21 protein-coding genes and 1 pseudogene are annotated in these 25565 nt (G+C 68.3%); 13 read left to right on the top strand and 9 right to left on the bottom strand.

Going from position 1 to position 25565, the window contains the following annotated elements:
* Window positions 1-13 precede the first annotated feature (13 nt).
* From QM708_RS10510 to QM708_RS10520, 3 genes are read right to left on the bottom strand one after another with little or no spacing between them, the layout of a single operon-like run.
* Window positions 14-505: a hypothetical protein gene (locus QM708_RS10510; protein WP_415107873.1), complete on the bottom strand. Its 492-nt coding sequence runs from the start codon at window positions 503-505 to the stop codon at window positions 14-16.
* Window positions 502-1086 carry an RNA polymerase sigma factor gene (locus QM708_RS10515; protein WP_415107876.1) on the bottom strand — a complete coding sequence of 195 codons (585 nt, stop codon included), beginning with the start codon at window positions 1084-1086 and terminating at the stop codon, window positions 502-504. The genes QM708_RS10510 and QM708_RS10515 overlap by 4 nt, the downstream gene beginning before the upstream one ends.
* A gap of 5 nt (window positions 1087-1091) precedes the next feature.
* A complete protein-coding gene (locus tag QM708_RS10520; RefSeq protein ID WP_415107879.1) occupies window positions 1092-2621 on the bottom strand; it encodes a S8 family peptidase in 1530 nt (509 codons plus the stop codon).
* Between the two features lie 205 nt (window positions 2622-2826).
* Here QM708_RS10520 and QM708_RS10525 point away from each other — a divergent pair, with 205 nt between their 5' ends.
* The 4 genes from QM708_RS10525 to QM708_RS10540 are packed head-to-tail and all read left to right on the top strand — an operon-like array spanning window position 2827 to window position 7582.
* On the top strand, window positions 2827-4410 hold the full coding sequence (locus QM708_RS10525) for a hypothetical protein (protein ID WP_415107882.1): 1584 nt from the start codon (window positions 2827-2829) through the stop codon (window positions 4408-4410).
* A gap of 1 nt (window position 4411) precedes the next feature.
* Entirely contained in the window at window positions 4412-5290 is an 879-nt protein-coding gene (locus QM708_RS10530) for a phosphotransferase enzyme family protein (RefSeq protein WP_415107885.1), read from the top strand.
* Window positions 5291-5326: 36 nt separating this feature from the next.
* Entirely contained in the window at window positions 5327-6238 is a 912-nt protein-coding gene (locus QM708_RS10535) for a T3SS effector HopA1 family protein (RefSeq protein ID WP_415107888.1), read from the top strand.
* A 9-nt stretch (window positions 6239-6247) separates the two neighbouring features.
* Window positions 6248-7582 carry a lanthionine synthetase LanC family protein gene (locus tag QM708_RS10540; protein ID WP_415107891.1) on the top strand — a complete coding sequence of 445 codons (1335 nt, stop codon included), beginning with the start codon at window positions 6248-6250 and terminating at the stop codon, window positions 7580-7582.
* A 215-nt stretch (window positions 7583-7797) separates the two neighbouring features.
* Here the strand turns inward: QM708_RS10540 and QM708_RS10545 are convergent, their stop codons facing one another.
* Together QM708_RS10545 and QM708_RS10550 are read right to left on the bottom strand one after the other, a co-directional pair.
* Window positions 7798-8514 carry a response regulator transcription factor gene (locus QM708_RS10545; protein ID WP_415107894.1) on the bottom strand — a complete coding sequence of 239 codons (717 nt, stop codon included), beginning with the start codon at window positions 8512-8514 and terminating at the stop codon, window positions 7798-7800.
* 3 nt (window positions 8515-8517) lie between these two features.
* The gene (locus tag QM708_RS10550; RefSeq protein WP_415107897.1) at window positions 8518-9576 is read right to left on the bottom strand and encodes a sensor histidine kinase; all 1059 of its coding nucleotides are present in this window, start codon (window positions 9574-9576) and stop codon (window positions 8518-8520) included.
* A gap of 216 nt (window positions 9577-9792) precedes the next feature.
* On the opposite strand from QM708_RS10550, the gene QM708_RS10555 reads away from it, so the two are divergent.
* The 5 genes from QM708_RS10555 (at window position 9793) to QM708_RS10575 (ending at window position 18946) form a co-directional block, all read left to right on the top strand.
* Window positions 9793-9927 carry a hypothetical protein gene (locus QM708_RS10555; protein WP_415107900.1) on the top strand — a complete coding sequence of 45 codons (135 nt, stop codon included), beginning with the start codon at window positions 9793-9795 and terminating at the stop codon, window positions 9925-9927.
* A 44-nt stretch (window positions 9928-9971) separates the two neighbouring features.
* A complete protein-coding gene (locus tag QM708_RS10560; RefSeq protein WP_415107903.1) occupies window positions 9972-12044 on the top strand; it encodes a hypothetical protein in 2073 nt (690 codons plus the stop codon).
* 50 nt (window positions 12045-12094) lie between these two features.
* The gene (locus QM708_RS10565) at window positions 12095-14776 is read left to right on the top strand and encodes a hypothetical protein (RefSeq protein WP_415107906.1); all 2682 of its coding nucleotides are present in this window, start codon (window positions 12095-12097) and stop codon (window positions 14774-14776) included.
* A gap of 76 nt (window positions 14777-14852) precedes the next feature.
* The gene (locus QM708_RS10570; protein ID WP_415107909.1) at window positions 14853-18479 is read left to right on the top strand and encodes an RHS repeat-associated core domain-containing protein; all 3627 of its coding nucleotides are present in this window, start codon (window positions 14853-14855) and stop codon (window positions 18477-18479) included.
* An 8-nt stretch (window positions 18480-18487) separates the two neighbouring features.
* Window positions 18488-18946, top strand: coding sequence for a hypothetical protein (locus QM708_RS10575; RefSeq protein ID WP_415107912.1), 459 nt, complete (start codon window positions 18488-18490; stop codon window positions 18944-18946).
* 5 nt (window positions 18947-18951) lie between these two features.
* Here the strand turns inward: QM708_RS10575 and QM708_RS10580 are convergent, their stop codons facing one another.
* Window positions 18952-19305 carry a helix-turn-helix domain-containing protein gene (locus QM708_RS10580; RefSeq protein ID WP_415107915.1) on the bottom strand — a complete coding sequence of 118 codons (354 nt, stop codon included), beginning with the start codon at window positions 19303-19305 and terminating at the stop codon, window positions 18952-18954.
* A 213-nt stretch (window positions 19306-19518) separates the two neighbouring features.
* On the opposite strand from QM708_RS10580, the gene QM708_RS10585 reads away from it, so the two are divergent.
* Window positions 19519-19977 (top strand): hypothetical protein, encoded by a 459-nt coding sequence (locus QM708_RS10585; RefSeq protein WP_415107918.1) that lies wholly within the window; start codon window positions 19519-19521, stop codon window positions 19975-19977.
* Between the two features lie 5 nt (window positions 19978-19982).
* Here QM708_RS10585 and QM708_RS10590 read toward each other — a convergent pair whose 3' ends face one another.
* Complete coding sequence (locus QM708_RS10590; RefSeq protein ID WP_415107915.1) at window positions 19983-20336, bottom strand: helix-turn-helix domain-containing protein; 354 nt, start codon at window positions 20334-20336, stop codon at window positions 19983-19985.
* A 241-nt stretch (window positions 20337-20577) separates the two neighbouring features.
* Window positions 20578-21570 carry an aldo/keto reductase gene (locus QM708_RS10595; RefSeq protein WP_415107921.1) on the bottom strand — a complete coding sequence of 331 codons (993 nt, stop codon included), beginning with the start codon at window positions 21568-21570 and terminating at the stop codon, window positions 20578-20580.
* Window positions 21571-21786: 216 nt separating this feature from the next.
* On the opposite strand from QM708_RS10595, the pseudogene QM708_RS10600 reads away from it, so the two are divergent.
* The 3 genes and pseudogenes from QM708_RS10600 to pdxA all read left to right on the top strand — a co-directional run.
* Window positions 21787-22314, top strand: a pseudogene (locus tag QM708_RS10600) (four-carbon acid sugar kinase family protein); the annotation flags it as partial.
* A 172-nt stretch (window positions 22315-22486) separates the two neighbouring features.
* Entirely contained in the window at window positions 22487-23041 is a 555-nt protein-coding gene (locus tag QM708_RS10605; RefSeq protein WP_415107924.1) for a nucleotide-binding domain containing protein, read from the top strand.
* A gap of 1 nt (window position 23042) precedes the next feature.
* Complete coding sequence (pdxA, locus tag QM708_RS10610; RefSeq protein WP_415107927.1) at window positions 23043-24050, top strand: 4-hydroxythreonine-4-phosphate dehydrogenase PdxA; 1008 nt, start codon at window positions 23043-23045, stop codon at window positions 24048-24050.
* A gap of 612 nt (window positions 24051-24662) precedes the next feature.
* Here pdxA and dapA read toward each other — a convergent pair.
* Window positions 24663-25562, bottom strand: coding sequence for a 4-hydroxy-tetrahydrodipicolinate synthase (gene dapA, locus QM708_RS10615; protein WP_415107930.1), 900 nt, complete (start codon window positions 25560-25562; stop codon window positions 24663-24665).
* Window positions 25563-25565 lie beyond the last annotated feature (3 nt).

Raw genomic sequence — 25565 nt, forward strand, 5'->3', positions numbered from 1 at the left:
GCAGCCGCGGAGGTCAGACCTCGACGTGGGGGGTGATCACCGGGCGGGCGCCCGGATCCGAACTGGTGACCAGGAACTGGACCAGCCCTCGCTCGACCCGCCCGAAGGTGAAGCGGCCCTCATCGGCGGTCAACGCCGTGCTGCGCGCGCGCTCGCGCAACTCCACCCGGGCGGACGCGTCACCGGTCAGCCAGCCGTCGAGCCGCACGAAGGTGCCATCCAGCGGCGTCACCGTGACCAGCATCGACCAGGTGCCCACCGAGAAGGTGAGCGAACTGACCCGCTGGTAGTCGTGCGAGCGGACGCCGACACCCTGGTCGGACCGTTCGAAAGCGGCCAGGTCGGCGTCCAGTTCGGCCAGAGCGAGGGCCAGGCAGATCTCGTCGGCCAATGTGGCCGGGGCGGGATCGATCCGGTCGTACAGCGCGGCGATCTGGGACAGTAGCGCCGCATCGACCGCGTCGAGTTCGGCCCCCGCGTCAGGGGGGATGTCGGGTCGGGTCATGATGCGGTCTCCCATCGAGGATCGGCGGCGAGTGCCGCGCGCAGCTTGGCGAGGCATCGGCCTCGGGTGGGTCCGATGCTCCCGACCGGCATGCCGAGAGCTTCGCTCAGCAGTGCGTAGTCGGGGCGGTCGGCATGAGCGATCACGCGCAGCAGCGCGCGGCAGCGCTCGGACAATGCGCTGACGTGGGCCCATAGCACCTGGCTCTGTTCGTCCAGGCCGGCCTGGGCCGCCGGATCGGGGGTGGTGGCGGGCGTCCGTTCGTCGAGTTCGCCCCTCGCCCGCCGGTGCGCGGCCGCCACCCGCCAGGCCTCGCGGCGCGTGGTCGACAGCAGCCAGCCGAGCACCGCCTGCGGATCGGCGATGGTGGACGCCCGCTCGACCAGGCGCATCCAGGCCGTCTGGACGACATCGCCGGCGCTGGCCTCATCCAGCCCCTGTCCCCGGGCGCAGTGCCACAGGATGGGCGTCACCAGGCGGACCAAGTCGTCGATCGGTGTTCCCGGATCGTCCCGGTAGGCCTGGAAGGCCTGGCCCGCGCGCGCGGCGAGAGTGGCGGGGCTGGTCAACGGCTCGGTCATGACTTCTACCCCCTGACGATCGTCGCGGCCAGATCGCCGGCGACGTGGGGTGCGGCGAACGAGGTGCCTGACCAGAGCGCGAATCCCGAGGTGTGCGTGTCGGGATCGATCGTGGCCCGGACGGGATGGGCCTGGTGCACCGGGTCGTGGCTGGCCACGCTCCGCTGGGCCGAACCGCTCAGCGTCACCGGAACCGTGCTGACCACGGCCGCGCCGGGGGCGTACTCGTGCACCCATGCCCCGCCGTTGGAGAACAGCGCGACGGTCTCACCGTCCGGGTTGAGCGCGCCGACCGAATGCAGCGTTCCCTGGGTGTGCTCGCTCATCGCGGCGAACGCGGGGGCGAGTGCGGCAGGAAGGAACGGTGCCTCGGTGGCATCGTTGCCCGCGGCCGCGACGATCTCGATCCCGAGATCGGTCAACCCTCGCAGCGCCATCACCAGCGGCGCTACCGGCGCCAGCGGGGTGTTCGGATCGAAAGGATCGAACGGGTTGGCTGGGTCCAGGGGCACGAACGGGTCGAATGACTCGTGGTAGTACCCGAGCGAGAGATTGACCACGTCGACGCGATAGGCGTTCTTCTGGTGCTCCTCATTGAAGGCCCGCCGAGCCGCGGCCAGGCGTTCGAGCGCGATGATCACCTGCGCTTCTTCGCACAGACCCCAGGAGTTCAGCAGCGGGATCGCCAGGATGCTTGCCTGCGGACAGCGCTGCCGGACGATGCCGGCGACGAAGGTGCCGTGCCCTGCGGCGTTGTCGAGCGCGCCGTTGAGCCGATCGCTCACCACGCCGGTGTTCTCGGGATCCTCCTCAGGCAGGAAGCCGGCGCAGGCCTTCCCGCCCGGTAGATCCGGGTTGATCAGGACGCCGGGGAGCGGAGTGTGATGGCTGTCGGTGAACCAGGGGTGGACGCCGATGCCGGTGTCGAGAATCGCGACGACGGGCGCGTTCTCGCCCACCTCGGCCGCCAGCGATCGCGGGTCAGGGCCGCAGTAGGCCAACGGGGTCCGTCCGCCGAAGCCAGGGCCGTATTCGGACAGTCCGCGCCCGACGTGGCCCGAGATGCCGCCGACGTACACCCACATGTCGACGGAGCCGTAGGTGGGGGCTGTCATCGACACGATGTGGTTGAGGAAGACCTTTCCCTCCAACTCCGGATACCGCTCAAGCGCATGCTGCATCAGCGTCCAGGCGTCGACGATCACGGGTTGAACGGCGTCCTGGGCAGGCTCGGCCGGCTCGAGGGCCGTCCGCACGGTCTGCGGACGCTCCGGATCCTCCGGGGATCGATCCGGCTCTCGGAGCACGAGCCCCAGTTCAGAGCCGACCGCGTTCATCATTCTCAGCGTCACCGCATGATCTGCGGAGCTTCCGTGGAGGAGCAGGGAATCGGCGACGTAGGCGGTCGGCTGCAGGCTGCCCTTCTTGAGGGTGCTCCTGGCGGCCGGCCGAGCGGTGGCCGGGTCGAGGACGCGGGCGTTAAGCGCACGAGCGGCGCCAGGTGGGAAGGCGGGCATGGGGGCTGACGTGCTCATCGGCGTCTCCTGCGGGCGTGGAGCGGGGCTCCGGAGATGGTGGCGGTCAGCCTACGGCGGACCTCGGACAGTTAACAGGAGCACGAATCCTCCCTCTTGATACATGGCCGGCCCGATGTATCACCGGGCCGGCGTGCGGCGTCCTTCATCACAACCGTTCGGCTCCCGCATCCAAGGGGGCGAACCGATCGCAGAAGGAGCAATCATGGCTGCCCATCTCACGCGGGAACAGATCCGTCCCGTCAAGCAGCGCATCGAGGACGAGCTGCTCGGCCGCAACGGCGTCACCGGCGTCGACATCGCCGAGAAGATCGTCGACGGCGTCCCCACCGGCGAGCTCAGCATCGTCGTCTACGTCGACCAGAAGCGGCCCCTGGAAACGATCGCCGAATCCGATCGCGTCCCGGTCGAGATCGACGGCATCAAGACCGACGTGCAGCAGATGGTGATCGAACTGCAGGTGCTCACCCCGGTCGAACCGGGCGCCCTCCAGCTCGACCCGTCCGCCTATCCGACCCTGGTCGGCGGCATCAGCATGGGCCCGCACGCGCCCATCTACCTCACCCCGCCCGAGGTGCCGACCGCGGGCTACTACAACAGCTCGGGCACCCTCGGCGCACTGGTGCGCGACAACGCCACCGGCGCGACGATGGCGCTGACCAACTTCCACGTCGCGGCCCGCACCCTGGCCTGGACCACCGCGGACCGGATGACGCAGCCGAGCATGCCCGACTCCAGCAACACCGGAGCCCAATTCGGCACCCTCACCCGTGCGGTGCTGTCGGAGAACGTGGACGGTGCCGTCGTCACCCTCGATGCCGGCCAGGCCTGGGAAGCCCGCGTCCAGGACGTCGGCTGGGTGACCGGCACGGCGACGGCGACGGCCGGCATGGCCGTCCAGAAGCGCGGCCGGACCACCGATCACACCTTCGGGACGGTGCATTCGGTGGATGCCACCGTGACCGTGAACTATGGCGGCACCATCGGCAACCGGACGCTGCGCAACCAGGTGCGGATCAGTCCCGACACCGCGCGGAACGCCCGCTTCTCCGATCGTGGCGACTCCGGCTCGGTGATCATGGACTCCCACGGCAACGCCGTCGGCCTGCTGTTCGCCGGTGCGAACGACGGGACGGCGACGTTCGCGAACCCGATCGCGGCCGCGCTGTCGGAGCTGGACATCACGATGCAGACCCGGCCGTCGGTGCTGGTCACCCGCGATCTCGGCTGCCCGCCGCTGGTCACGCGCCAGCTGCGGTGCTTCACCCGCCCGGTGGTCAACTGCCCGCTGATCACCAAGCAGGTGATCTGCGACTCGCGGCTGTCGGTGTGCACGCGTCCCATCTCGGCGTGCATCAAGCTGCCGCCGACTCGTCCGCTGTGCCCGGAAGTGACCCGTCCGCTGTGCGACCTGAACACGCGCATCTGCGGTGACCAGCTGGTCAGCCGCGCGTGCGATCTGCCCGGGCCGATCAAAGGCCTGGGGCAGGACGAGCCGGAGCCCGAACTGGACTTCGAAGCGGCCTTCGTCGACGGTCTGCGGTTCACCAAGCTGATCTACTCCACCCGGTTCACCCGGATCCGGCAGCTTTGCGAGCCGCTGATCAAGATCCGCGACTTCCTCGAGCTGCCCCCGATCGATGAGATCGTGGTCGGCCCGAAGTCGGAGACCGGCTACGGCGAGGACACCGGGGGCAACGAGTACGACGATGCCTTCTGGGCCGGCTACCTGGCCGCGCTGGAAGAACTCGGCGTGGACCCCTCCGGCGCTCAGGGCGCGGAGTCCTGAGATGGTGAGCGCTCCGTGCCTGCTGGCCGCAGCCATCCACGCGGGCCTCGTGCCGGTCGACCTGGCTGGTCGGGGACAGATCGGTGTGGCCAGCACGGCACGGAGTAATCCCGTCCACCGGATCGACGCCGGCGGCGTCCCGGTGGCCTTCGTGAAGCAGGCCGGGCTCGCGGCCCGGCTGGCCGGCGCCGATCCGGTCGCCGTCGAATCCCGGGTGCTCGGCCTGCTGGCCGGCTCCGGCCTGGTGCCCGCCCTCCTTCCGCAGCGCGATCCGCGCACGGTATGGACGCGGCCCGCGCCGGGGCGTCCGTTGCTCGAGGCCGTCTCTTCGGTGGCGGCCTTGGACGCGGCGGCCCGGGGCCTGGGCGGGGCGCTGGCCCGGCTGCACGGCCTTCCGGTCGATGCCGCGCCCGCCGCGACGGTTCCGTGGCCGCTCGCATCCCGCCGCCCGGCGTGGGTGGGGGCGGTCCGGACGCCCGGCGTCGCGGCGGTGCTGGACGCGCTCGGCGCCGAACCGCTGCGCTCGGCACTCGCCGCCGCGGCGTCCGCCTGGACCCCACGGGGCTGGGTGCACGGCGACGTGTCCGCGCTGAACGTGTTCGTGGACGGCCCCCGGGTGACGTTCATCGACCTGGAGGACGCCGGACTCGGCCATCCCGACTGGGATGTTGTGTGCGCCCTCGACACCCTGGCCGGCCTCGATCCGCGCCCGGAGGCGCCCGCGGCGTCAGTCTTCCTGGACGCCTACGGCCGGCCGGAACCCGCCCCGGTGTGGTGGACGCTGCGCACGGTGATGACCGCCTGGCAGCTGGCCGCCGCGAACCCGGACGAGGAGTTGTCCGCGCACTATCTCGACCGGGCGCGTGCCCTCGCCGCCTGACCCCTTGCCACCCTCTTGATCCGTGAGGAGTGCTCGATGACCATCACGACCCACGCATCCTTCGCCGGCGCGACCGCCGCGCAGGTGCGGGCGGCACTGGCGTGCGCCGAGCAGATCGAGGCGTCCGCCGGGGCGCCGCTCTCCGAGGACGATCTCGCCCTGGCGCTCTACCGGCACTGGTACGTCGGCCCGGTCACGCCCGAACCGGTCGAGGAATGGTGGCCGCCGCTGGCGGGCATGTTTCGCGCCGCGCACGCCGGCGGGACCGTGTGGGCCGATCGTGACGCCGAGGTGGTCACGGGCGGGATCGCCGGCGTCGCCGTGGTGCGATCGGCGTCCGGCCCGCGGGCACTGTGCCAAGGCGACTACGTCAGCGCCGGCGGTGCCGGGCTCGCACCCCGCCGCGGCTCGCGCGTGCGTGCCTGTGCCCGGCACGGGGCGATGGTCGCCGACGGCTGGTGGCGCACCTGGGGCCCCGCCTGGGACCGGCGAAGCACGCCGCCCGGGCTGGTCCGGGTCTACTTCGCCGCCCGGCTCGCCCAGGCGCCCGAACTGGTCGCCCGCGTCACCGGGGTGCTGGTGCGCTCGGCCGAGCCGTGGGCGTTCAAGATCGGCGTCGACGCCGCCACCCTGGCCCGCGCGGACGCCGCGGTCGCCTACCTGCCCACGGGCGCCTGGGACGCGGTCGCCCCGCTGCTCGTGCCCGCCTGTGCGGACCTGCTGCGCCCGGCCGTACCGCCGCTGACCTCGCCCGTCGCACCCGGCATCGGGCTCGCCGACGACCCCGGTGGCGAGCTCAGCTTCGGCGAATCCCGCTGCCGGTTGCTCGCCCGGGCGCACCGCCTACGCGGCTCGGGCGCCGACCCTGTGGCGGTCGCCGCCCGGGTGTTCGCCGACCACGGCCTCGACCCGTCCGCCCCGCACCTGCGCTCTAGCGCCGACCGATAGGAGCCCGCCATGACCGCCGTCCTCCGTCCTGCACCGTTCAACCGTCCGGAACAACCGACGAACCGCCCGGGAACGCCGCGCGATGCTGCACCGGCGTCCGGTCCTGCCGCCGATCCGCGGTCGGCGCGACTGCTCCGCGCCGCGCACGCGTGCGTGGACGTCCTGCTCGCCGCGGGCATCGAGATCGGCAACGAGACGTTGTGGCCGTCCTGGGAGATCGGCGAGAAGGGTGCCGAGCGCGTCGTCACCGGCCCGATCGGGTTCTACGGTGCGGACGCCGGCATCGTCTGGTCGCTGGGCAAGCTCGCGGCCTCCCTCGGTCGCCCGGACGCCGGCCGGGCCGCCGCGCGTGGCGCGCGCCGGGTGGCGCGGCTGGCCGGGCAAGTGGAGGCCGGGGGACTGCTGTCTGGGCGTGGCGGTGTCGCGCTGGCGCTGGACGCCGCAGGCTTGGAGTGGCCGGCGCCCGAGGCGTCCGTCTTGACCGACCTGACCGCGGGCACCGCGGGCTCGCTGCTGGCGTGGGCGCGCCTGGCGGCTGAGCGCGGGGCGGCTGGGAACGGAGCGGCGGGGAGCGGGGCGGCGGGGAGCGGGGCGGACGGGTACGAGCACGCGACGGCGCTACTCGCCGCGCTGACGGAGGCGGCCGTGCCGCACCCGTGGGGTGTCTGCTGGCCCGAGCGGGCGCTGGGCGAGCGCCCGTTGTGCGGGCTCAGCCACGGCAATTCGGGAATGCTGCTCGCCTTGGTCGAGGCGTCCGCGGCGTGGCCGTCGCTGGCCGGCGAGGCGCTGGCGCTGGCCCACCAGGCGTGGCGCTGGGAGGCCGCCCATCTCGATCCGCAGCGTGGCGGCTGGCCCGATCTGCGCGAGGGCGGGATCAGCTATCCGGCGTTGTGGTGCCATGGTTCCGCCGGGGCGGGTGCGGTCCGGCTGCGGATGCTGGAACTCGCCGATCGGGTGCCCCTTCCCTGGCCGCTGGATTCGGTGCGCGCCGAGGCCGAGGTGGCGGTGCAGGCGTGCGGCCGTGAGGTGGTCAAGGTGACGGACGCCGCCCGCGCCGGTGAGGCTCCCGCGCTCGGGCTGACCCTCTGCCATGGCACCGGCGGCCCCCTCGGCGTCCTGGCGCTGGCCGCCCGCGTGCTGGATGAGCCCCGGCACCTGCGCACGGCACGCGAAGCCTGCTGTGCGGTGCTGGAGGTGTTGCCGGAGGAACCGAGCGACTGGCCCTGCGGCCTGCGCGGCGCCGACGGAGACCTGTCCTGGGCGAACGGCCTGGCCGGCACCGCCCTGCTGCTCGCCGAACTGGCCGCCCCGGACGCCGCCTCGTCGGTGGTGCTGCTGCGCTAGCGCCGTTCAGTCCGCTGTCTGTCGAGATGGTGGCTCGGACGCCGATGCGCCGGCATCCGAGCCCTGGCTCGCGTGGTTTCCGATGACCGCCCTCGGATGTGAGAAGAACCGGGCCGGACTACCGACCCGGTTCTTCTCACATCCGGGTCGAATCACGCGCCGAAAATCACTGACGGCCTTTCGGTCACTACGGAGGTGATTGTGACACCTGAAACTCAGGACTGTTCCGCCGACGATGGGGGTTCGGACGCCGAGGGCGCCGGTACGCCCCGCCCGATCGCGATGATCGCCAACTGGGTGCGTGACCTGGCGTCGAACTTGCGCATCAGGCTGCTGAGTGTGTCTTTGACCGTGGTCGTGGAGACGAACAGCCGGCTGGCCATGTCCGTGTTGCTGGCGCCGGTGAGCAAAAGGTTGAGCACTTCGCGTTCGCGCACGGTCATCTCGGGAACAGGTCGAGGCACAGGAGGGCTGGGTGCGAGTTGCCACAGGCGGGGATCGCGCCATGTGCTGTCGACGACATCGTGCATGATGACGCGAAGGCCGGCGTTTACCCCTCGAACCGCCTGGATGAGCGCCTGAGGGGTGATGGTGTTCAACACGTATCCGCTGACGCCCGCTGTCATCGCTCGGTTGAGGGTTGTCGGATCATCCATGCCGGTCATGAGGAGCACGCGGGTGTCCGGGTGGGCGGCGCGGATCAGCTTCGTGGTTTCGATTCCATCCAGACCGGGCAGGCGAAGGTCCATGACCACGACGTCGGCAGGTGAGGCGTCGAGGATTCTGCGGGCCTCGGCGCCGTCCGCGGTGGCACCTGTGGCGATGATCTCCGGAGCTGTCTTCAGGTAGGCGATGATCGATTGGCGCGCGAGGGGATCGTCGTCGACGACGTGAACATGGATGGGGCGAGGATCCGGTTCTCCGCGGGTCATGGTCTACTCCTTCTGGGCGCGGTGGTGGGGGAGCGCGATCTCAGTACGCCACAGGTGCCCGTCCCGGCCTGAGTGAAGGACGCCTCCGGAGTCGGCTGCGCGCTCGGTCATGCCGACGATGCCCAGGCCGCCCCCGCTGCTGGCGGACGCTCGGCGGGCGACGTTGGTGAGTACGACAACGGTTCGTGTGCCGTCTGACTGCACGAGCAGGCTGCACGGAAGCTGCGCATCGCCGTGCCTGAGTATGTTCGAGATGGCCTCGTGCAGGATGACCGCGAGCGTCGTTCTGACGTTGGCGGGCAGATCAGCGACAACGTCGTCTGAGGCGATGTCCGGTGAGAAACCTCCTCCCACAAGGCGGGTCTGGGCTGTGGTGAGGATCTGCGTGAGAGCAGGTGCCGTGTCGGTGGAGTCGATGGCAGGGGTGGAGCCTCGAAGCTGGTGAAGGAGCGCGCGGATGTCGCTGACCGCCTCTCGCCCCTTGTGTGCGATGTAGTCGAGGTCGTCCTCCGTTGTTCCCCGGATCTTCGCTTCCTCGGTGCGCATCACGATCAGGGAAAGGTCGTGCGCGATGGTGTCGTGCAGGTTGCGCGCGAGTTCGAGACGGTCCTCGGCCACGGTGCGGCGCACGGTGTTGTCGTGAACTTGCCTGACTACCCGGAAGCCGTAGGCGATGATCCACATCGCGAAGACCAGGAAGACCCATAGCCCGGCGGCCGGAACGAGCACGTCCGCTCCGTCGTGATGGACGCTGAGCGCGGTGAGCAGGACGACCACCGCGACGCTGTATCCGGCCCATGGGCGCCGCGAGCCTTCGGGAACGCCGCCCAGGATCGGCAGCAGTAACGAGTATTCGCCGAGCGAAGCACCGACGGGCGCAAGGGCCAGTTGGACTCCCCATGCCGCGAGAAGAATCCAGGCCGACCGCACCGCCCAGCGAGGAGTGAGAGCAACCCAGGCGAACGAGACGGCATCGAACAAGAAGGTGTGCCACGGCGCTCCCCGCACGGCATGGAGCGAAATGCAGGCTATTCCCATCGCGACGGCGAGCAGCGTCTGCATCGTTGCGCCCGGATTGGCCGTGTTGATCCGGTCGAGGAGTTTCCGCACGGGGAACAGGGTGACACACGATGCCCGGCGGCTCCTTCTCCCGGCCAAGTGGACGGAATTGGGTGGCCATGTGGACGGAGAGGTGTCCAAAAGGTCGAGGATGCTCTGGCATCACGGGAATCTACTCGCCGGGGGAGCGCGGTGAGCGCTGATGAAGGAGTCGGATAGATGCGTCGTGTGGTGGCTGTCGGTGTGGTGTCGTTGGTGAGCATCCTGTTGTCGGGATCGGTCGGGCCGCAGGGGTTCTGCGACTTCTTCCCGTGGGCACCGGGGTGCCGTCCGCCGGCGGCGATCGTTCGATGATCAGGGCTGGGGGCGCACATCGTCTTCTCACTGCGGTGGTGGCTGTGGCGGTGATGCTCGGGCTGTGCGTGCCCGGGATTCGCTCGGCGCACGCGGAGTCACCGAGCATGCTGGGCGAGCAGGACGCGCTGGTGCGTGCCCGTTCGCTGACGCAGGACGTCGAGGTGACCAGTCTCACGAACGAATGGCGACGGGTGGTCGCGCGACCGTCCGGCGTCCTGTCGGGTGAGTACACGGTCGGGGTGGCGCGTGTGCGTGACGGGCGAGGTAGCTGGCGAGACCCCGATCCGACTCTGCGCCGGGGCCCGGACGGCCGTCTGAGCCCGGTGGCGTCGCGGGTGCCGATTTCGGTATCGACGGGCGGAGAGGCGGCGTTGGCTTCGCTCGAGTCGGGAGCCGAGCGGCTGGCGTTGGGCTGGCGCGGTTCGCTGCCCGAGCCTGTGGTTGATGGTGACACCGCCACCTACGAAGGGGTCTATCCGGGAGTGGACCTGGTGGTGCGGGTGGGGGCCGACATGGTCGGCACCTACTTGATCGTGCATGACCGGGCCGCGGCTGCGAACCCGGAGGTGCGCCGCGTCGTGCTCGATGTCGAGACGAGCGGCCTGCCGGAGGTGCGTGCGGACGACGCTGGGGGTGTTGCCTATCGCACCGCCTCCGGGCAGGCCGCTTTCGGTGTCTCGGTCGCGACGATGTGGGACGCGACCGGCCGCGAGATGGGGGCCGAGCCGGCCGAACTGGTCGAGCCGGGGCCTGATGTGCGGATGCGGAAGATGGAACTGTCGGCGACGACGCGGGAACTGGCGGTCGTTCCGGACGCGGCCTTCCTGGACGATCCGGCGACCGTATACCCGGTCACCATCGACCCGGTGGTCTATGCGAACAGCGCCACGTTGTCGCAGCGGGTCACGCCGAGCTTCACGCAGACGAACCACACCGGCGACGCGGCGCGCGTCGGCTACAACGGGTGGTCGTCGCCGTACTACCCCTCCGAGATGTACTACCGGTTCGGCGTCGGTTCTCTCGACACCGGTGCGGTGCGCAGCCTCGTCTTCCGGCACGACAACGTGCATTCGGTCCAGTATTCGCCGTGCTACATGGAGCATTACGGGCATCCGATCGAGGTCGGCATCACCAACTGGGTGGATGCCAACACCAGCTGGTCGAATCGTCCAGCCTGGCTTGGGTGGCCGATCGCCAACGACTATGGCGTCGGGAACGAAAGCACCTGTGCGGCGCGGGCGACGGTGGCTTGGGACCTGACGGGCCCCTTCCAGTCGATCCATGGGTCGATCCACATGGACTGGGATCTGACGATCGGCATGCGAGGCACTGGTGGCAACGACAAGTACACCTGGCGGGAGTTCTACAACCAGTTCGGTGCCGGATCCGCTTCGCGACCGCTCTTGTCGATCGAGTACGTCACACGTCCGGCTGCGGCGCAGTCGGTGTCGCTGGCCTCGTCGAGCATTCTGACCCAGACCTCCGAGGCGATTTTCACGCCGACGAAGACGCCCACGCTGCAAGCGGTGATGCCCACGAGTGCGGATTGCCCCAACGGCCTGTGTCAGCGAGCCGTCTTCGAGATCTGGAATGAGGCGGGAACATCGATGCTCTGGTGGGGGCTGTCCCCGGTCGCAGCACCCGGTGCCACCGTTCAGGCCACATCGATGACGCTTGCGGAGGGGACCGCCTATCAGGTGCGTGCTTGGGTGGAGAACACCCACTACTGGATGCGCTCCGAAACCGCCGTGTCTGCGCCCAAGAAGGTGCGTGTGTCGATCGGGCCGCCCGCCAAACCGACCCTGACTTTCGCCGAACATGGCGCGGGAAGCGGACGCGCCGATGCTTCCGGGCGCTGGTCGGTGACTGCGGCCACCACGACCCCGTATGTGACGAAGTACTGCTGGGCTGTGGGCACCGGGCAGATCGAAGGGAACTTGCTTCCTTCCAACCAGTGCGTCGCCAGTACCAGCCAACAGAAGACGCTGTCGGCCGGGCCTCTCACGTTCGATGCCACCCATCGGTTCCGGCCGGTCCAGGTGGGCGTCCAGTACGCCACCGGAGAATGGGCATGGGCGAGCAATCCGGTGAACGTCTACCCCCACATCCCTTAAGTGGCCTTGTCAGGTCGCGTGTGAACTGCTGAAGGAAAGGCCGGATTGCTATGACTCGTCTGTGGAGGACGATCCTCGCGGGGATCGTCACGATGGCGGTGCTGATGGCGAGTTGGGGCTCGGCGGCGACGGTCGCGGCGGCGGCACCGACCAAGGCGCGGCCGACCGCGCGGCCCGGTGAGGTGCTGACCAGCGTCGACGTCACCGCGGTTCGCGCCGCCGGCCAAGACGTGCCACAGGTGAAGCAGGTCGCCGCGCCGAAGGTGTCGTGGCCGGAAGGCCGCATGGCGCGCGTCTCTGAGCTCACCCCTGCCGCGCAGGCGACGGAGGTAACTGGCACGCCTCTGCGGATCGGGGCACTTTCTGAGGTTGGCAAGGGGAAGCCGGTCAAGGTTCGCCCGCTGGAGGGCGCCGAGTCCGGCGGGCTGTCCGGCATGGGCGTTGGCTACTTGTTGGAGGGCGAGCCCGATAGTGCGTTGCACGTTGAGCTCGACTACGCCCCGTTCGCGAAGGCTGTCGGTGCCGACTGGTCGGGCCGGCTGCGGTGGGTGGCCGCGCCGGCATGCGTGCTCGAGCGGCCTGACGCGCCCGAGTGCCAGCAGGTGCGGCTTCTCGATTCGCGTAATGACACTGAGGCGCAGACGGTATCCGCGGACGTGACATTGACGGATGGCTCGGTCGTGGTGATGGCGGCCGGTGCACCGACGAGTGCCGGGGGCGACTTCACGGCGACCGGCTTGTCGTCGGCATCATCGTGGACTGCGGGCGGGCAGTCCGGCGGGTTCTCGTGGAGCTATCCGATGCGTACGCCGCCGATGCCCGGCGGACTGGCTCCGGGTCTCAGCCTCAGCTACTCGTCAGAGGAGGCCGATGGTCGCACTTCGGGCAGCAACAATCAACCGTCCTGGCTCGGGGAGGGCTTCGATATCGGGGTCGGGTTCATCGAGCGCAAGTACGTCTCGTGTTCCGACGAGGTGGGCACGTCGGGTGCCAACAACACCCAGAAGACGGGAGATCTGTGTTGGCTTACCGATAGTGCGCGGACGAACGACGCGAAGTGGGACAACGCGACGTTGAGCCTGGCAGGGCATTCGGGCGAGTTGGTGCGCATCGGCAACTCTGCCGTGTGGCGACTGAAGGCCGACGACGGAACCCGGGTGGAAAAGCTGGGCACGGCGGGCGCTGCGAGTGGTGAGTCGTGGAAGGTGACCATCACCGACGGCACCCAGTACTTCTTCGGAAAGGGTGCCTCAGATGGGCAACCCGGCACGCCGACCAACTCTGTTTGGACGGTGCCGGTGGCCGGAAACCATGCCGGGGAACCGGCCCGCGCATCATCGTTCGGGGCATCATTCCGTTCGGTGCCGTGGCGCTGGAATCTCGACTATGTGGTGTCGCCGCACGGCGATTCGATGACCTACTACTACGCGGCGGAGTCGAACAAATACAAGCAGAACCTGTCGACGGTCACCAGCTACACCCGCGGCGGGCACCTCACCGAGATCCGGTACGGCGAACGGCGTGGAGTTGAGACGGCGACGCCGGCGGGCAAGGTGACCTTCACAGTGGATGAGCGCTGCTTCGACGACGGCAAGCTCTCCAACTGTGCGTCGGCGACTCCGACGGCGACGAACGCCTATCACTGGCCGGACGTTCCGGTGGACTCGATCTGCACGGGCACGACCTGTGCGGTTGGGCAGGTATCTCCGACGTTCTTCACCCGTAAGCGGCTCGCGCAGATCAACACGTTCATCCGGAATGCCGCCAGCGGATACGACCCGGTTGACCGTTGGGTGCTCACGGCCGGCTATCCGGACTCCGGTGACGGGTCCCCGAACGCGCTGTGGCTGGAGAAGGTGCAACACCTCGGCCTCGGTGGGGGCAGCATCACACTGCCGGAGACGACGTTCACGCCGTCGATGATGGTGAACCGCGTCACCGGACTCAACTACGGAACACCGCTGACCCGTGCCCGTCTGACCACCATCAAGCTGGAGAGCGGCGGCAAGATTGAGGTCGGCTATCAGGCATCCGACTGCACCTCGAGTTCGTTGCCGACCCCGGCGACGAACGGCAAGCGTTGCTTCCCGGCTTACTACTCCGAGAACGGCAGCCCGCCCACGCTGCAGTGGTTCAACAAGTACGTCGTGAAGACGGTGCTTGAGCAGGACACCGCGCAGGTGGTCGACCAGAACAATCAGGTGTCGGCGGCGGGTGCGGTAGCCGAGCGGACCACCTACACCTACCAGGGCGCTCCGGCTTGGCGGTACGACGACTCTCTGCTCACGCCGGCGAAGTACCGAACCTGGAACATTTGGCGCGGATTCGAGAAGGTGGTCACCGCGGTTGGAGACCCGGGCTCCACGCAGACGGTGAGCGAGGCCCTGTTCTTCCGCGGCATGAACGGCGACAAGACCGCCACATCGGCAACCAAGTCCGTGTCGGTCACCGACTCAACAGGCGCCACCTGGCCGGATGAGGATCATCTGGCCGGTGCGGTACGCGAGTCCCGGCAACTCACCGCGGCCAGCGGCGGAAGTGAGCTCAGCGGTGCGATTCATGACCCTTACGTGAGCGGGCCCACCGCGAACGACGGTCGCTCGGCCGCGCGTGTGGTTGATGTCGCTGAGTCTCGCTCGCGTCAGAACGATCACTGGCAAGCCCGCGCGGAAGCATACCAGCAAGGTCGTCTCACGCGACGCCACCTACCCCTGGTTGGTCACCTCCGCTGAGAACACTGGTGACCTGGACGTGACCGGTGATGAGACGTGTGTTCGATCGAGCTTTGCCTCGAACGCGGGGTCATGGATGATCGGCCTGGTCGCAGAGTCGAGCACGATGCCGAACTTGTGTGCGACGCCGTTGAGCGACTCAACCCTTCTTGCGCGCAAACGAACCTTCTACGACGGTTCGACGGCTCTGGGCCAGGCGCCGACGCGTGGTCTGCCGACCAGAGTGGATGAATTGACCGGTTCGTCGACCCGGGTATGGTCGACGACGGCCACGGGCGGGTTCGACCAGCATGGCCGGCCCACTACTACGACCAACGCGCTCGGCCAAGTCAACAGCGTCGCCTATGCACCGGCGACAGGACCGGTCACGTCGGTGACCAGTACCTCGGCCGATCCGGACGGCGCTGGGCCCGCAACGCCGCTGGTGTCGACAACGGCATACGACCCTCGCTGGGGTACGGCCATCAAGCGTGTCGAGGCAGGCGGACAGACAACGGAAGCTGTGCCGGATGCTTTGGGCCGGACGACCAGCGTGTGGGCGCCGGGACGAGCTCGTAGCGAGAGTGCTTCGCAAAAGTTCAGCTACGGCGTGAACATCAACGGGGTCAACTGGGTGAAGACTGAGTCTTTGCGGGTAGACAGCAGCTACGCGGTGAGCTACGCGATCTCTGACAGTTTGCTTCGCGAGAGGCAGTCGCAGAAGCTTTCCGCGAACGAGGCCGGCGGCCGAGTGATCACCGACCAGCGGTATGACTCGCGTGGCTTGCCGACTTTTGCTTCCAGCTATTGGACGGTGTCGGGCTCTCCGGATGGCAAGTTGGTCGAGCCGAAGCAGTTGGCGGATATTCCCGCAGTGACGCAGATGACGTTCGATGCTTTGGAGCGTGCACTGGTGGCCACGTTGCGGGAATACGGTCATGAGAAGTCGAAAACGAGCATGGAGTACACCGGTGACTTGGTGAAGGTCACACCGCCTGCGGGTGGTGTGCCGACGACGACCGCGGTGGACGTTCACGGCCGGACGACGGCGTTGACCAGGCACATGGGCGCCAGCCCGGCGGCGACTGGTACGACGACGGCGTACACGTACACGCCTGCGGGGCAGTTGCGCACGGTGACCGACGCGCAGAGCAACGTGTGGACCTACACCTACGATCTGGCCGGGAACCGGCTGACGTCGAGCGATCCGGATAAGGGGTTGAGCACGTCAACCTACGATCTGCTGGGGAACGTGACGTCGTCGTCGGATGCGCGCGGCCAGGGAGTGAAGACCACCTACGACGGCCTGAACCGGTCGATCAAGACCACCAATCTTGCCGGCAGCACCACGCTGACCAGCACGGTGTGGGACACGGTGAAGAAAGGGCTGGTGACCTCCTCGACCCGGCATGTTCAGGGAGCGGCGATCGTCAGCAAGGTCAACAGCTACGACGCAGCGGGGCGTGCGACGAGTAACAGCATGGTGGTGCCGGCGATCACGAATCTGGTGCCATCACAGTTGGCGGGAACGTATACGACCACGCAGGCGTTCAACGTCGATGGTTCGGCGAAGACGCAGGGTTTGCCCGCGTTGGGTCCGGTTCCCGCGGAGACGCTGACGCACGGATATGACGCGCGAAACAACCCGTTCAGTCTGACTGGTCAGCCGGCGACTGGTGCGTCGACGAAGTATGTGACCGATGCGTACTACACCGCATTGGGGGAACCGGACACGGTGTGGTTCGGTTTGAGTTCTCATGGTTGGCTGGGGCAGCAGACGTTCTACGAGGCGTCGACGCGCCGGTTGACGACGATGAATGCGGTGCTCGACAGCGTCGGTGATCTTGAGTTGGGCACCCTGGCCTATGATCCGGCGGGCAATATTACGAAGGCGACCGCGAAGCAGGGCAGTGCGACTGATACGCAGTGCTACCGGTACGACTCGTTGCAGCAGTTGTCGGAGGCGTGGACGCCCGCGAATGGTAACTGTGCCACGAATCCGACTCAGGCGGGTCTGGGCGGGCCGTCGCCGTACTGGAAGTCGTGGACTGCCGATGTGGTGGGGAACATCACCAAGCGGATTGACCGGACGGTGTCGACGTCGACCACGACCGCGTTCGCGTATGGGGCGGCGGGGCAGCCGCGCCCGCACTTCACCACTGGCGCGGTGAGCACGGGTTCTGTGGCGGCAACGCGTTCGTATGGTGCGGATGCTGTCGGGAACACGATCTCGCGGGCTGAGGCCGGGCAGACGCAGACGCTGGCATGGGACACCGAGGGCAAGTTGAGTTCCGTGTCCGTGGCCGGCAACGCGCTGGAGACGAACGTGTATGACGCCGGTGGTGCGCGGGTGCTGCGTCGTGAGTCGGGCAGGACGACGTTGTACACGCCGGTGGGTGAGTTGACGGTGGCTCACGCGTCGGGCGCGTTGTCGGCGAATCGCTATTACTCGTTCAACGGTCAGGTGGTCGCGCTCCGGTCGGGGGCGTCGTTGGACAAGGTGACGTACACGCTGGGGGATCATCAGGGCACGACGCATATTCAGGTGAATGCACAGACGCGTGTGACGTCGACGCGGTGGTCGGCTCCGTATGGTGTGCCGCGGGGCACGACCGGCGGATGGTCTGGTGAGCGTGATTTCGTGGGTGGAACGAAAGATGACGCTGTCGGGCTGATTCATATCGGTGCGCGCGATTTCGATGCGCATCTGAACCGTTTCATTACGACGGATCCGCTGATCGATCCGTTCGTCGTGCCGTCGTTGAACGCGTACAGCTACGCGAACAACAACCCGACCACTTTGAGTGATCCCACCGGGCTTTGGCCGACGATCGGTGATGTGATCAACGGAGTTATCGCATTTTTCCAGGATCCAATCGGCTCGGTGGTCAAGGCAGGTCGGTACTTGGCGTCATTGGTGGCAGGCGGAAGCAAGAGCGCTGGGAGTGGGCGTTCGTCAGGCCCGTCGAAGGGGCATGCGGCATCGAACAGCAAGCCCCCTAGTTCTGGCGGGAGATCCAAGCCACGTTTCGACGCTGGCGCGACGTTCCTCAAGGCGTGGGGTGGCACATTGGATCACGGCGATCCCGCGGTACATGCAGGCGTCATGAAGAGCATGGTGATGGCGCCACCACGTGCGATCGTTTTCGGGGCGTGCATGGGGAACCAGTTCCAAGAGGAATGTCAGTCCGACAGTTGGGCGGCCGCCACCTTCGCCGGCCCGGTCGAGCAGTGGTTCGACAACCTCGCCCGAAGCATGGGTATCCAGCCCACAGAGGTCGGATACACAGTGGGCGATACCGGAGGAAGCATCCTCATAGCAGTCGCGGGCGCTGGGGCTGGTAAAGCGCTGTCACCGGCAAGCTACACTGCCACAAACGGCGCAGCTCCGCGGTTCATCGGGAACAGTGCCGGCGGCATTCTCGATACGACACGGGTGACGATCCCCGAGGGTAAGTTCGGTTACCTGCTCAAGAATCCGAGCAAGTCGGGCGTCTTCAAGGATTCGATGGGCTTCGACCAAGCGGGTCTTGATTCTGCTCTCCGAAGTCACCTGACGACCAATTTCGGGAATGCCTCAGCGTCGGTGCCCATGACTGGCGGTGGGACGAAGTTCGTCGTTCGAGGGCCGCTCACGGGTCCAAGCGGTCAGACCTGGAACATCACGACAGCGTGGGGCGTCGATGTCGATGGCACCGTACGGCTGATCACGGCAACGCCATGAGCGCCGTCATGACTGACGAGACCCTCGTCTTTCGAGACCGTGTTTACGAGGTCCGAGTGTCGCCCGCGGAAGACCTGCGCACGGCGGTTGTCACCGTGACGCTGGACGGGCGGTTCGAGTGGTCACTGACGGCCCCCGGTTGGCGTGCGGTGTCCCTAGGCGCTTCGGGCGAGATCGGCTACCTGTGGTCCGCTCGGCAGTTGGCCGTCCTGCCCCACGCCGCTGAGGCGGAGCTGCAGGTCATCAGTGTCGACGAGGATCTGCTGTCTGTGTTCCGCGTTGATGAGGGTTGGCTCTTGGTTTGTGAGACATCGATTCGCCTGCTCGTCGACGAGGTCGAAACGGCTCGAGTTGAACTGGGCGACGTGGTCGAGGTTGCCAGATGGGAAGGTGGCGTCCTGCAGGTACGCGATGCCGCTGGCGAGATCCTCGAGCTACGAGTCGACGGTGCGCGCTTGATCGCGTAGCCGGCTCAGCCGGTGATGAGGCGGAGCTTGGCCTTGGTCACCATCGCGTCGATGACGTTGGTGATGGTGGCGCGTTCGTCGTCGGTGAGTTGGTCGAGGTCGGCGAGGCGGACGTCGACATGGCTGCTGGGTGCGTTGAGGGGCCTGCGTTCGGCGTCGTTGATGAGGAGGTAGTCGACGGTGACGTTGAAGACCTGGGCCATGCGGATGACGGCTTCGAGGCCGGGGGCGACCTTGTTGTTTTCGTAGCGAGAAACCTGGCGGGCGTCGGAGCCGATCTTGGCGGCGAGTTCGGCTTGGGACCAGCTGGCTTCGGTACGCAGCGCCTTGAGGCGGTCGCCGTGGAAGGGGCTGGGCATCTGGTGTCCTCCGCTTGGGGGTGGGGATGCCCATTCTGCTGCGTCGATGACGGTCGTGGTTGCCTCCGCTGTCCTGTCGCCTTGCGCAAGGATGCACTATCTAGCATATCATGTTGCCTGTGAGTGTAAGTCGGAGATTCTTGAGGAGGTCGGCGTGGCACGCATCCCTGACGCCGAGCTGGCCCGGTTGACGGCAACGCCATGAGCGCCGTCATGACTGACGAGACCTTCGTCTTTCGAGACCGTGTTTACGAGGTCCGAGTGTCGCCCGCGGAAGACCTGCGCACGGCGGTTGTCACCGTGACGCTGGACGGGCGGTTCGAGTGGTCACTGACGGCCCCCGGTTGGCGTGCGGTGTCCCTAGGCGCTTCGGGCGAGATCGGCTACCTGTGGTCCGCTCGGCAGTTGGCCGTCCTGCCCCACGCCGCTGAGGCGGAGCTGCAGGTCATCAGTGTCGACGAGGATCTGCTGTCTGTGTTCCGCGTTGATGAGGGTTGGCTCTTGGTTTGTGAGACATCGATTCGCCTGCTCGTCGACGAGGTCGAAACGGCTCGAGTTGAACTGGGCGACGTGGTCGAGGTTGCCAGATGGGAAGGTGGCGTCCTGCAGGTACGCGATGCCGCTGGCGAGATCCTCGAGCTACGAGTCGACGGTGCGCGCTTGATCGCGTAGCCGGCTCAGCCGGTGATGAGGCGGAGCTTGGCCTTGGTCACCATCGCGTCGATGACGTTGGTGATGGTGGCGCGTTCGTCGTCGGTGAGTTGGTCGAGGTCGGCGAGGCGGACGTCGACATGGCTGCTGGGTGCGTTGAGGGGCCTGCGTTCGGCGTCGTTGATGAGGAGGTAGTCGACGGTGACGTTGAAGACCTGGGCCATGCGGATGACGGCTTCGAGGCCGGGGGCGACCTTGTTGTTTTCGTAGCGAGAAACCTGGCGGGCGTCGGAGCCGATCTTGGCGGCGAGTTCGGCTTGGGACCAGCTGGCTTCGGTACGCAGCGCCTTGAGGCGGTCGCCGTGGAAGGGGCTGGGCATCTGGTGTCCTCCGCTTGGGGGTGGGGATGCCCATTCTGCTGCGTCGATGACGGTCGTGGTTGCCTCCGCTGTCCTGTCGCCTTGCGCAAGGATGCACTATCTAGCATATCATGTTGCCTGCGAGTGTAAGTCGGAGATTCTTGAGGAGGTCGGCGTGGCACGCATCCCTGACGCCGAGCTGGCCCGGTTGACGGCATGAATCCGACTCGGGGGCTGGCCAAATCGCCTGCGATCCGGATCTTCAGCGGTTGTAGGCGGGCATGACGCCCTTCAGTGGCTCGCTGATCCGCTGGCAGGCGTCGAGGACGTCGGCGGGTAGCGGTCCCTGGGCGAGCGAGGCGAGGTTGGCGTGCAGGTGTTCAACCTGATCGCCGCCGACCAGCACCGCGTTAGCACCCGGCTGGCTGAGCAGCCAGCGCATGCCCAACTCGGGCATGCTCAAACCCGCCTGGGCGGCGATCTCGCCGATCTGGGCGACGGCGGCCAGCAGTTCGGGCGTCCAGTAGCGCTTCTTGTACATCTCGGCGAGGCTCGATCCCTCGGCGAAGCGCGCGGGGGTGGCGGCCTCGTCGGGCACGCGCACCAGCAGCCCGCCGGCGAGCGGGTTGTAGCACATGGTGATCACGTCGTGGGTGGCGGCGAACTCGACCCATTCGTCCTCGATGCGGCGGGCGAGCAGGTTGTACACGTTCTGGCCGACCACCGGGACGAGAGTGCCGATCTCACGCGCCGCCTGGATCACGTCGAGCGTCTGCCAGGCGGCGTAGTTGGACACGCCCAGCGCACGGATCTTGCCGGCCTGGTGCAAGGCGGCGATCGTCTGCATCGTCTCGGCGATCGGGGTGCGGCGGTCGGGCTGGTGCAGGTAGAACAGGTCGATCGTCTCGACGCCGAGGCGGCGCAGCGATCCCTCGACGCAGGCGGTCAATCCTGCGGACGACAGTGGAGCGTGCTCGCCGGCGTCCGGGTGCGGCATGCCCGCCTTGGTGGCGAGCACGATCTCGTCGCGGTGCCGTGCCACGAAGGGCGCGATCAGGGCCTCGGTGGTGCCGCGGGCGTAGCCGTTGGCGCAGTCGATGCCGGTGATGCCCGCCTCGATCGCCGCCTCCAGCAGCGCCTCGGACGCGGCGGCGTCCGCGGTGTCGCCCATCGACATGGTGCCCATGACGACGCTCGTCAGCGGGGTGTCGACGCCCGGGAGCCGGAAGGTGGGGAGTGCGGTGGATACGCCCATGATGCTGGCCTTTCTGTGCGGCACGGCCAGTTTCACAGAACTGCGTGTTTCGCGCAACCAATAGCGTGATTTGCGCACAAACTGCTACGCTGAGGCCAGCGGACATCGTCGAGTCCACCCTTCTCACGCGTCACAGGGGCCACCGTGAAATATGCAGCCGGCAGCGCACCGCAGCTGGTGCTCGCCGACGACCTCTCGGGTGCCGCAGAGTCCGCCGTGGCCTTCGGCGCGGGCACCCAGGTGCTGCTCTGGCCAGCCGATTCCGCGGGCACCGTGCCCTCACCCACCGGCCCGGTGACCGTCATCGACCTCGACACGCGCGTGCGGACGCCGCACGCTGCGGCCGCCGTCACCCGCGCGGCGCTCGCACACCTGGCGGGTCCGGGCGTGCTGGTCAAGAAGATCGACTCGCTGCTGCGCGGCAACCTCGGCGCCGAACTCACCGCGCTCGTGGGCGACCGGACGATCGTGCTCTGCCCCGCCCTGCCCGCGCTACACCGCACCACCCGCCACGGCGCGGTGCTCATCGACGGCGTCCCGTTGGCCGGCACCGGGTTGTGGGACGCCGAGGGCGCCGAGCCACCGCGCACGGTCGCCTCACTCGTGCCCGGATTGCCGTCGGCGCTGGTCGGCCTGGACGCCGTCCGCAGCGCCGAGCTGGCCGCGATCCTGCGCGAACAGCGCAGCCGCGCCCGGTTGATCGTCTGCGACGCCGAGACCGACGCCGACCTGCGCGCGATCGCGCGGGCGGCGTCCGTGCTCGACGAGGTGGTGCTCGCCGGATCCGCCGCCCTGTGTCATGCGGTGGCGGCCGTCTCGGCCTCCGATGCGGACAGGCCCGCCGAGGGGGGTGACCGGGCCGAGCCGGACGCCAAGGGCGTGCGGGCGTCCGGGCCGGTGCGCGCATCCGCCGGGCATGCCGGCGGCCACACCTGGACCCGATCTCGCGGGCGCCCGGTGCGTGACGGTGGTCGGCACCGCGCACCCGGGCGCCGTGGTGCAGGCCGAGCGTCTGGCGTCCGCCACCGGCGCGGCGCGCGTGCATGCGCCGATCGATGCCGTCCTCGACGAATCCCGGCGCGACGAGTGGGCGGGGCGCATTTCCGAAGCGCTCGCGCGCGGCGACGTGCTGGTGACCTTGGCGCCGCTCGCCTCGGGGCGTCCGGCGCCGAGGCGCGCCCTCACCGATGCCCTGGCCGGCATCGTGGCCCGCAGCGCGGTGGCATCCGCCGGCGGACCGACGGCCGACCTGATCCTCACCGGCGGCGAAACCGCGCGCGCCGTGCTGACCGCCCTCGGCGTCCGGAGCCTGCGCGTCGTCGCCGAGGCCGAACCGGGCGCGGTGGTCAGCCGCACCGACGGCGGACGCCTGATCGGCACCCGGCCGGGCAGCTTCGGCGGCCCCGACTCCCTCGTCCGCCTCCGTTCCGCACTATCCTCCGCTCACCCCGAGCCCGACCCGAAGGACTGACATGACCAAGACCGAGACGAGCGCGCTGCCCCTGATCGCGATCACCATGGGCGACGGTGCCGGAGTGGGGCCCGAAGTGTCGGTGGCGGCGGCGCTGTCGGACGAGGTGCTGGCCCGGTGCCGTCCCTTCGTGATCGGCGACGCCGAACGGCTGCGCCAGGCCGCGGCCGCCCTCGGGGTGGACGCCGAGATCGTCAGCATCGCCGGCGTCGACGAGGTGGCGCCCGCACCCGGACGCGTCTGCGTGATCGACCTCGGCCTGCTGCCCGCCGACCTGCCCTGGGGGCAACTGTCGGCGGTGGCCGGCGACGCGGCCTACCACTACATCAAGGTGGCCGCCGAACTCGCCGTGGACGGCCGGGTGAGCGCCATCTGCACCGCGCCGCTGAACAAGGAGGCCCTCAAGCTGGGCGGCCATGCCTTCCCCGGCCACACCGAACTGCTCGCGCACCTGACCGGGACGCCGGAGGTGTCGATGATGCTGTCCTCGCCCAAACTGCGCGTCATCCACGTCACCACGCATGTCGGCCTGATCGATGCGATCGCCATGATCGAACCCGGGCTCGTGGAACGGGTCATCCGCCGCGGCTGGCAGGCGCTGCGCCGCGTCGGCATCGAGAATCCGAAGATCGGCGTGTGCGCGATCAACCCGCACGCCGGCGAGAACGGACTGTTCGGCTACGGCGAAGAGGAGACCAAGATCGCCCCCGCGATCGAGGTGGTGCGCGCCGACGGCATCGACGCGGTCGGTCCGCTGCCCGCCGACACCGCCTTCTACCTGGGCGGACGCGGCGACTACGACCTGATCGTCGCCATGTACCACGACCAAGGCCACGGCCCGATCAAGGTGCTCGGCATCGAAGAAGGCGTCAACATCACCGTCGGACTGCCGGTGATCCGCACCTCGGTCGACCACGGCACCGCCTTCGATATCGCCGGCCGGGGCATCGTGAACCCCGCCAGCATGATCGAGGCGATGCGCCAGGCGGTCACCCTCGCCGCCGTGTAGCCCGTCATCACGGTGGGGGCGGTCGTGTCGTTCCGTCACCATGATGGCGCTGCCGGTGTCGTCCGCCTTCACGGCGGGGAGTGTGGTCAGAGACAGTCGGTCATGTGGGCTTCGAAGTCCTCGACGGCTTTCGCGGTCAGGTCGTCCGCGAACAAGCCCCGAGCCTCCCCTTCACACGTTGTCGCCCGGGGTACGCACCGTCGCCCGGGGCGCTAACCGGGCGACGGTGCGTACCCCGGGCGACAGGCCGGGGGACTGTGTTTAACCCGGGCGACGGTGACTTGCCCGGGCGACGAGCGGTACCCAGCGGCTAGCGTCACCCCAGTGGCGGTGACCAAGGTCCAGCCCGCGGTGACCACGGGTGACGGAGCGTAGGCTCGGTGACGTGGCGCATCCAACTGTCGTCGCGCACATGCTGCAACACTCGCGCGGTGACAACTTCCTACGCCAGGCGACGGAGCCTACGCCCCGTCATCACCGTGCCCGGACGCCGGAGAAGAAGGCAGCCGTCGATGATCCGCTCGGGGGTTGGAGGCATGAGGACGCCGAAAGGACGACGAGAGGGGGACGCCTGCAGGCGTCCCCCTCTCGCTTTTCCCCACCAGGAAAGCGTTAGCGCATGCCGCGCGCCTGGTCGGCGTCCAGCACCTCGCGCAACTCGGCCAGGCCGGCGTCCGACAGGCTCGAGAACGGACGACGGCAGGGCCCGACGGGGCGTCCGAGCAAACCGGTGGCGATCTTCACCACCGTGTTCGGGTTGCCGTGCCGGAACACGGTGCGGAGCGCGCGGATGCTGCTCTGGTAGCGCTTGGCCGCCTCCAGGTCGCCGGCCTTCCACGACTCGTAGATGCCGACCATGGTCTCGGGGTGGACGTTCGCGACGCCGGTGATCGATCCGGACGCCCCGGCGAGCAGCGCCCACAGAATGAGGGCGTCGTTGCCGCACAGCACCGCGAAATCCTGGCCCTCGACGCGGTCGAGGTATTGCAGGATGGTGTCGTAGTTGCCCGAGGAATCCTTGATGCCGACGATGTTCGGCACCTTGCTCAGCTCGCCGAGGGTGGCCGGCGCGATCGCATTCCCGGTCCGGGCCGGGATGTTGTACAAGATCACCGGGATCGATACCGACTCGGCGACCGCGGTGAAATGCGCGATCAGTTCGGGCTGCGAGGCGGCACCGAAATAGGGTGTGATCACCGACAACGCGCTGGCTCCGGCCTTCTCGGCGGCTACCGACAGCTCGATCGCCTCGCGCGTGGTCACCGCGCCGGTGCCGGCATAGACGGGCACCGCCCCGTCCACTTCGTCCAGCACGACGTCGAGCACCCGAAGCCGCTCGGACGCCGACATGGCGAAGAACTCGCCATTGGTGCCGCCGGGGAACACGCCGTGCACGCCGGCGTCCAGCATGCGCCGGGTGTGGGCGCGCAGTTCGGCCTCGTTCAGCGACTCGTCGTCGTGGAAGGGGGTGACGATCGCGGGAATGATGCCCCGGATCTGGTTGGTCTTCATGTC

It is taken from the genome of Propioniciclava sp., from assembly GCF_047602245.1.
Classification (GTDB): domain Bacteria; phylum Actinomycetota; class Actinomycetes; order Propionibacteriales; family Propionibacteriaceae; genus Propioniciclava.

What these genes read in the sequence shown, in the direction of transcription:
- QM708_RS10530 (WP_415107885.1), top strand. Translation starts at nt 4,412, where the DNA reads ATGGTGAGCGCTCCGTGCCTGCTGGCCGCAGCCATCCACGCGGGCCTC.
- QM708_RS10550 (WP_415107897.1), bottom strand. Translation starts at nt 9,576, where the DNA reads ATGCAGACGCTGCTCGCCGTCGCGATGGGAATAGCCTGCATTTCGCTC.
- QM708_RS10565 (WP_415107906.1), top strand. Translation starts at nt 12,095, where the DNA reads ATGACTCGTCTGTGGAGGACGATCCTCGCGGGGATCGTCACGATGGCG.
- QM708_RS10510 (WP_415107873.1), bottom strand. Translation starts at nt 505, where the DNA reads ATGACCCGACCCGACATCCCCCCTGACGCGGGGGCCGAACTCGACGCG.
- QM708_RS10570 (WP_415107909.1), top strand. Translation starts at nt 14,853, where the DNA reads ATGATCGGCCTGGTCGCAGAGTCGAGCACGATGCCGAACTTGTGTGCG.
- QM708_RS10580 (WP_415107915.1), bottom strand. Translation starts at nt 19,305, where the DNA reads ATGCCCAGCCCCTTCCACGGCGACCGCCTCAAGGCGCTGCGTACCGAA.
- QM708_RS10595 (WP_415107921.1), bottom strand. Translation starts at nt 21,570, where the DNA reads ATGGGCGTATCCACCGCACTCCCCACCTTCCGGCTCCCGGGCGTCGAC.
- QM708_RS10535 (WP_415107888.1), top strand. Translation starts at nt 5,327, where the DNA reads ATGACCATCACGACCCACGCATCCTTCGCCGGCGCGACCGCCGCGCAG.
- dapA (WP_415107930.1), bottom strand. Translation starts at nt 25,562, where the DNA reads ATGAAGACCAACCAGATCCGGGGCATCATTCCCGCGATCGTCACCCCC.
- QM708_RS10585 (WP_415107918.1), top strand. Translation starts at nt 19,519, where the DNA reads ATGACTGACGAGACCTTCGTCTTTCGAGACCGTGTTTACGAGGTCCGA.
- QM708_RS10525 (WP_415107882.1), top strand. Translation starts at nt 2,827, where the DNA reads ATGGCTGCCCATCTCACGCGGGAACAGATCCGTCCCGTCAAGCAGCGC.
- pdxA (WP_415107927.1), top strand. Translation starts at nt 23,043, where the DNA reads ATGACCAAGACCGAGACGAGCGCGCTGCCCCTGATCGCGATCACCATG.
- QM708_RS10605 (WP_415107924.1), top strand. Translation starts at nt 22,487, where the DNA reads ATGCCGGCGGCCACACCTGGACCCGATCTCGCGGGCGCCCGGTGCGTG.
- QM708_RS10545 (WP_415107894.1), bottom strand. Translation starts at nt 8,514, where the DNA reads ATGACCCGCGGAGAACCGGATCCTCGCCCCATCCATGTTCACGTCGTC.
- QM708_RS10515 (WP_415107876.1), bottom strand. Translation starts at nt 1,086, where the DNA reads ATGACCGAGCCGTTGACCAGCCCCGCCACTCTCGCCGCGCGCGCGGGC.
- QM708_RS10590 (WP_415107915.1), bottom strand. Translation starts at nt 20,336, where the DNA reads ATGCCCAGCCCCTTCCACGGCGACCGCCTCAAGGCGCTGCGTACCGAA.
- QM708_RS10520 (WP_415107879.1), bottom strand. Translation starts at nt 2,621, where the DNA reads ATGAGCACGTCAGCCCCCATGCCCGCCTTCCCACCTGGCGCCGCTCGT.
- QM708_RS10555 (WP_415107900.1), top strand. Translation starts at nt 9,793, where the DNA reads ATGCGTCGTGTGGTGGCTGTCGGTGTGGTGTCGTTGGTGAGCATCCTG.
- QM708_RS10575 (WP_415107912.1), top strand. Translation starts at nt 18,488, where the DNA reads ATGACTGACGAGACCCTCGTCTTTCGAGACCGTGTTTACGAGGTCCGA.
- QM708_RS10540 (WP_415107891.1), top strand. Translation starts at nt 6,248, where the DNA reads ATGACCGCCGTCCTCCGTCCTGCACCGTTCAACCGTCCGGAACAACCG.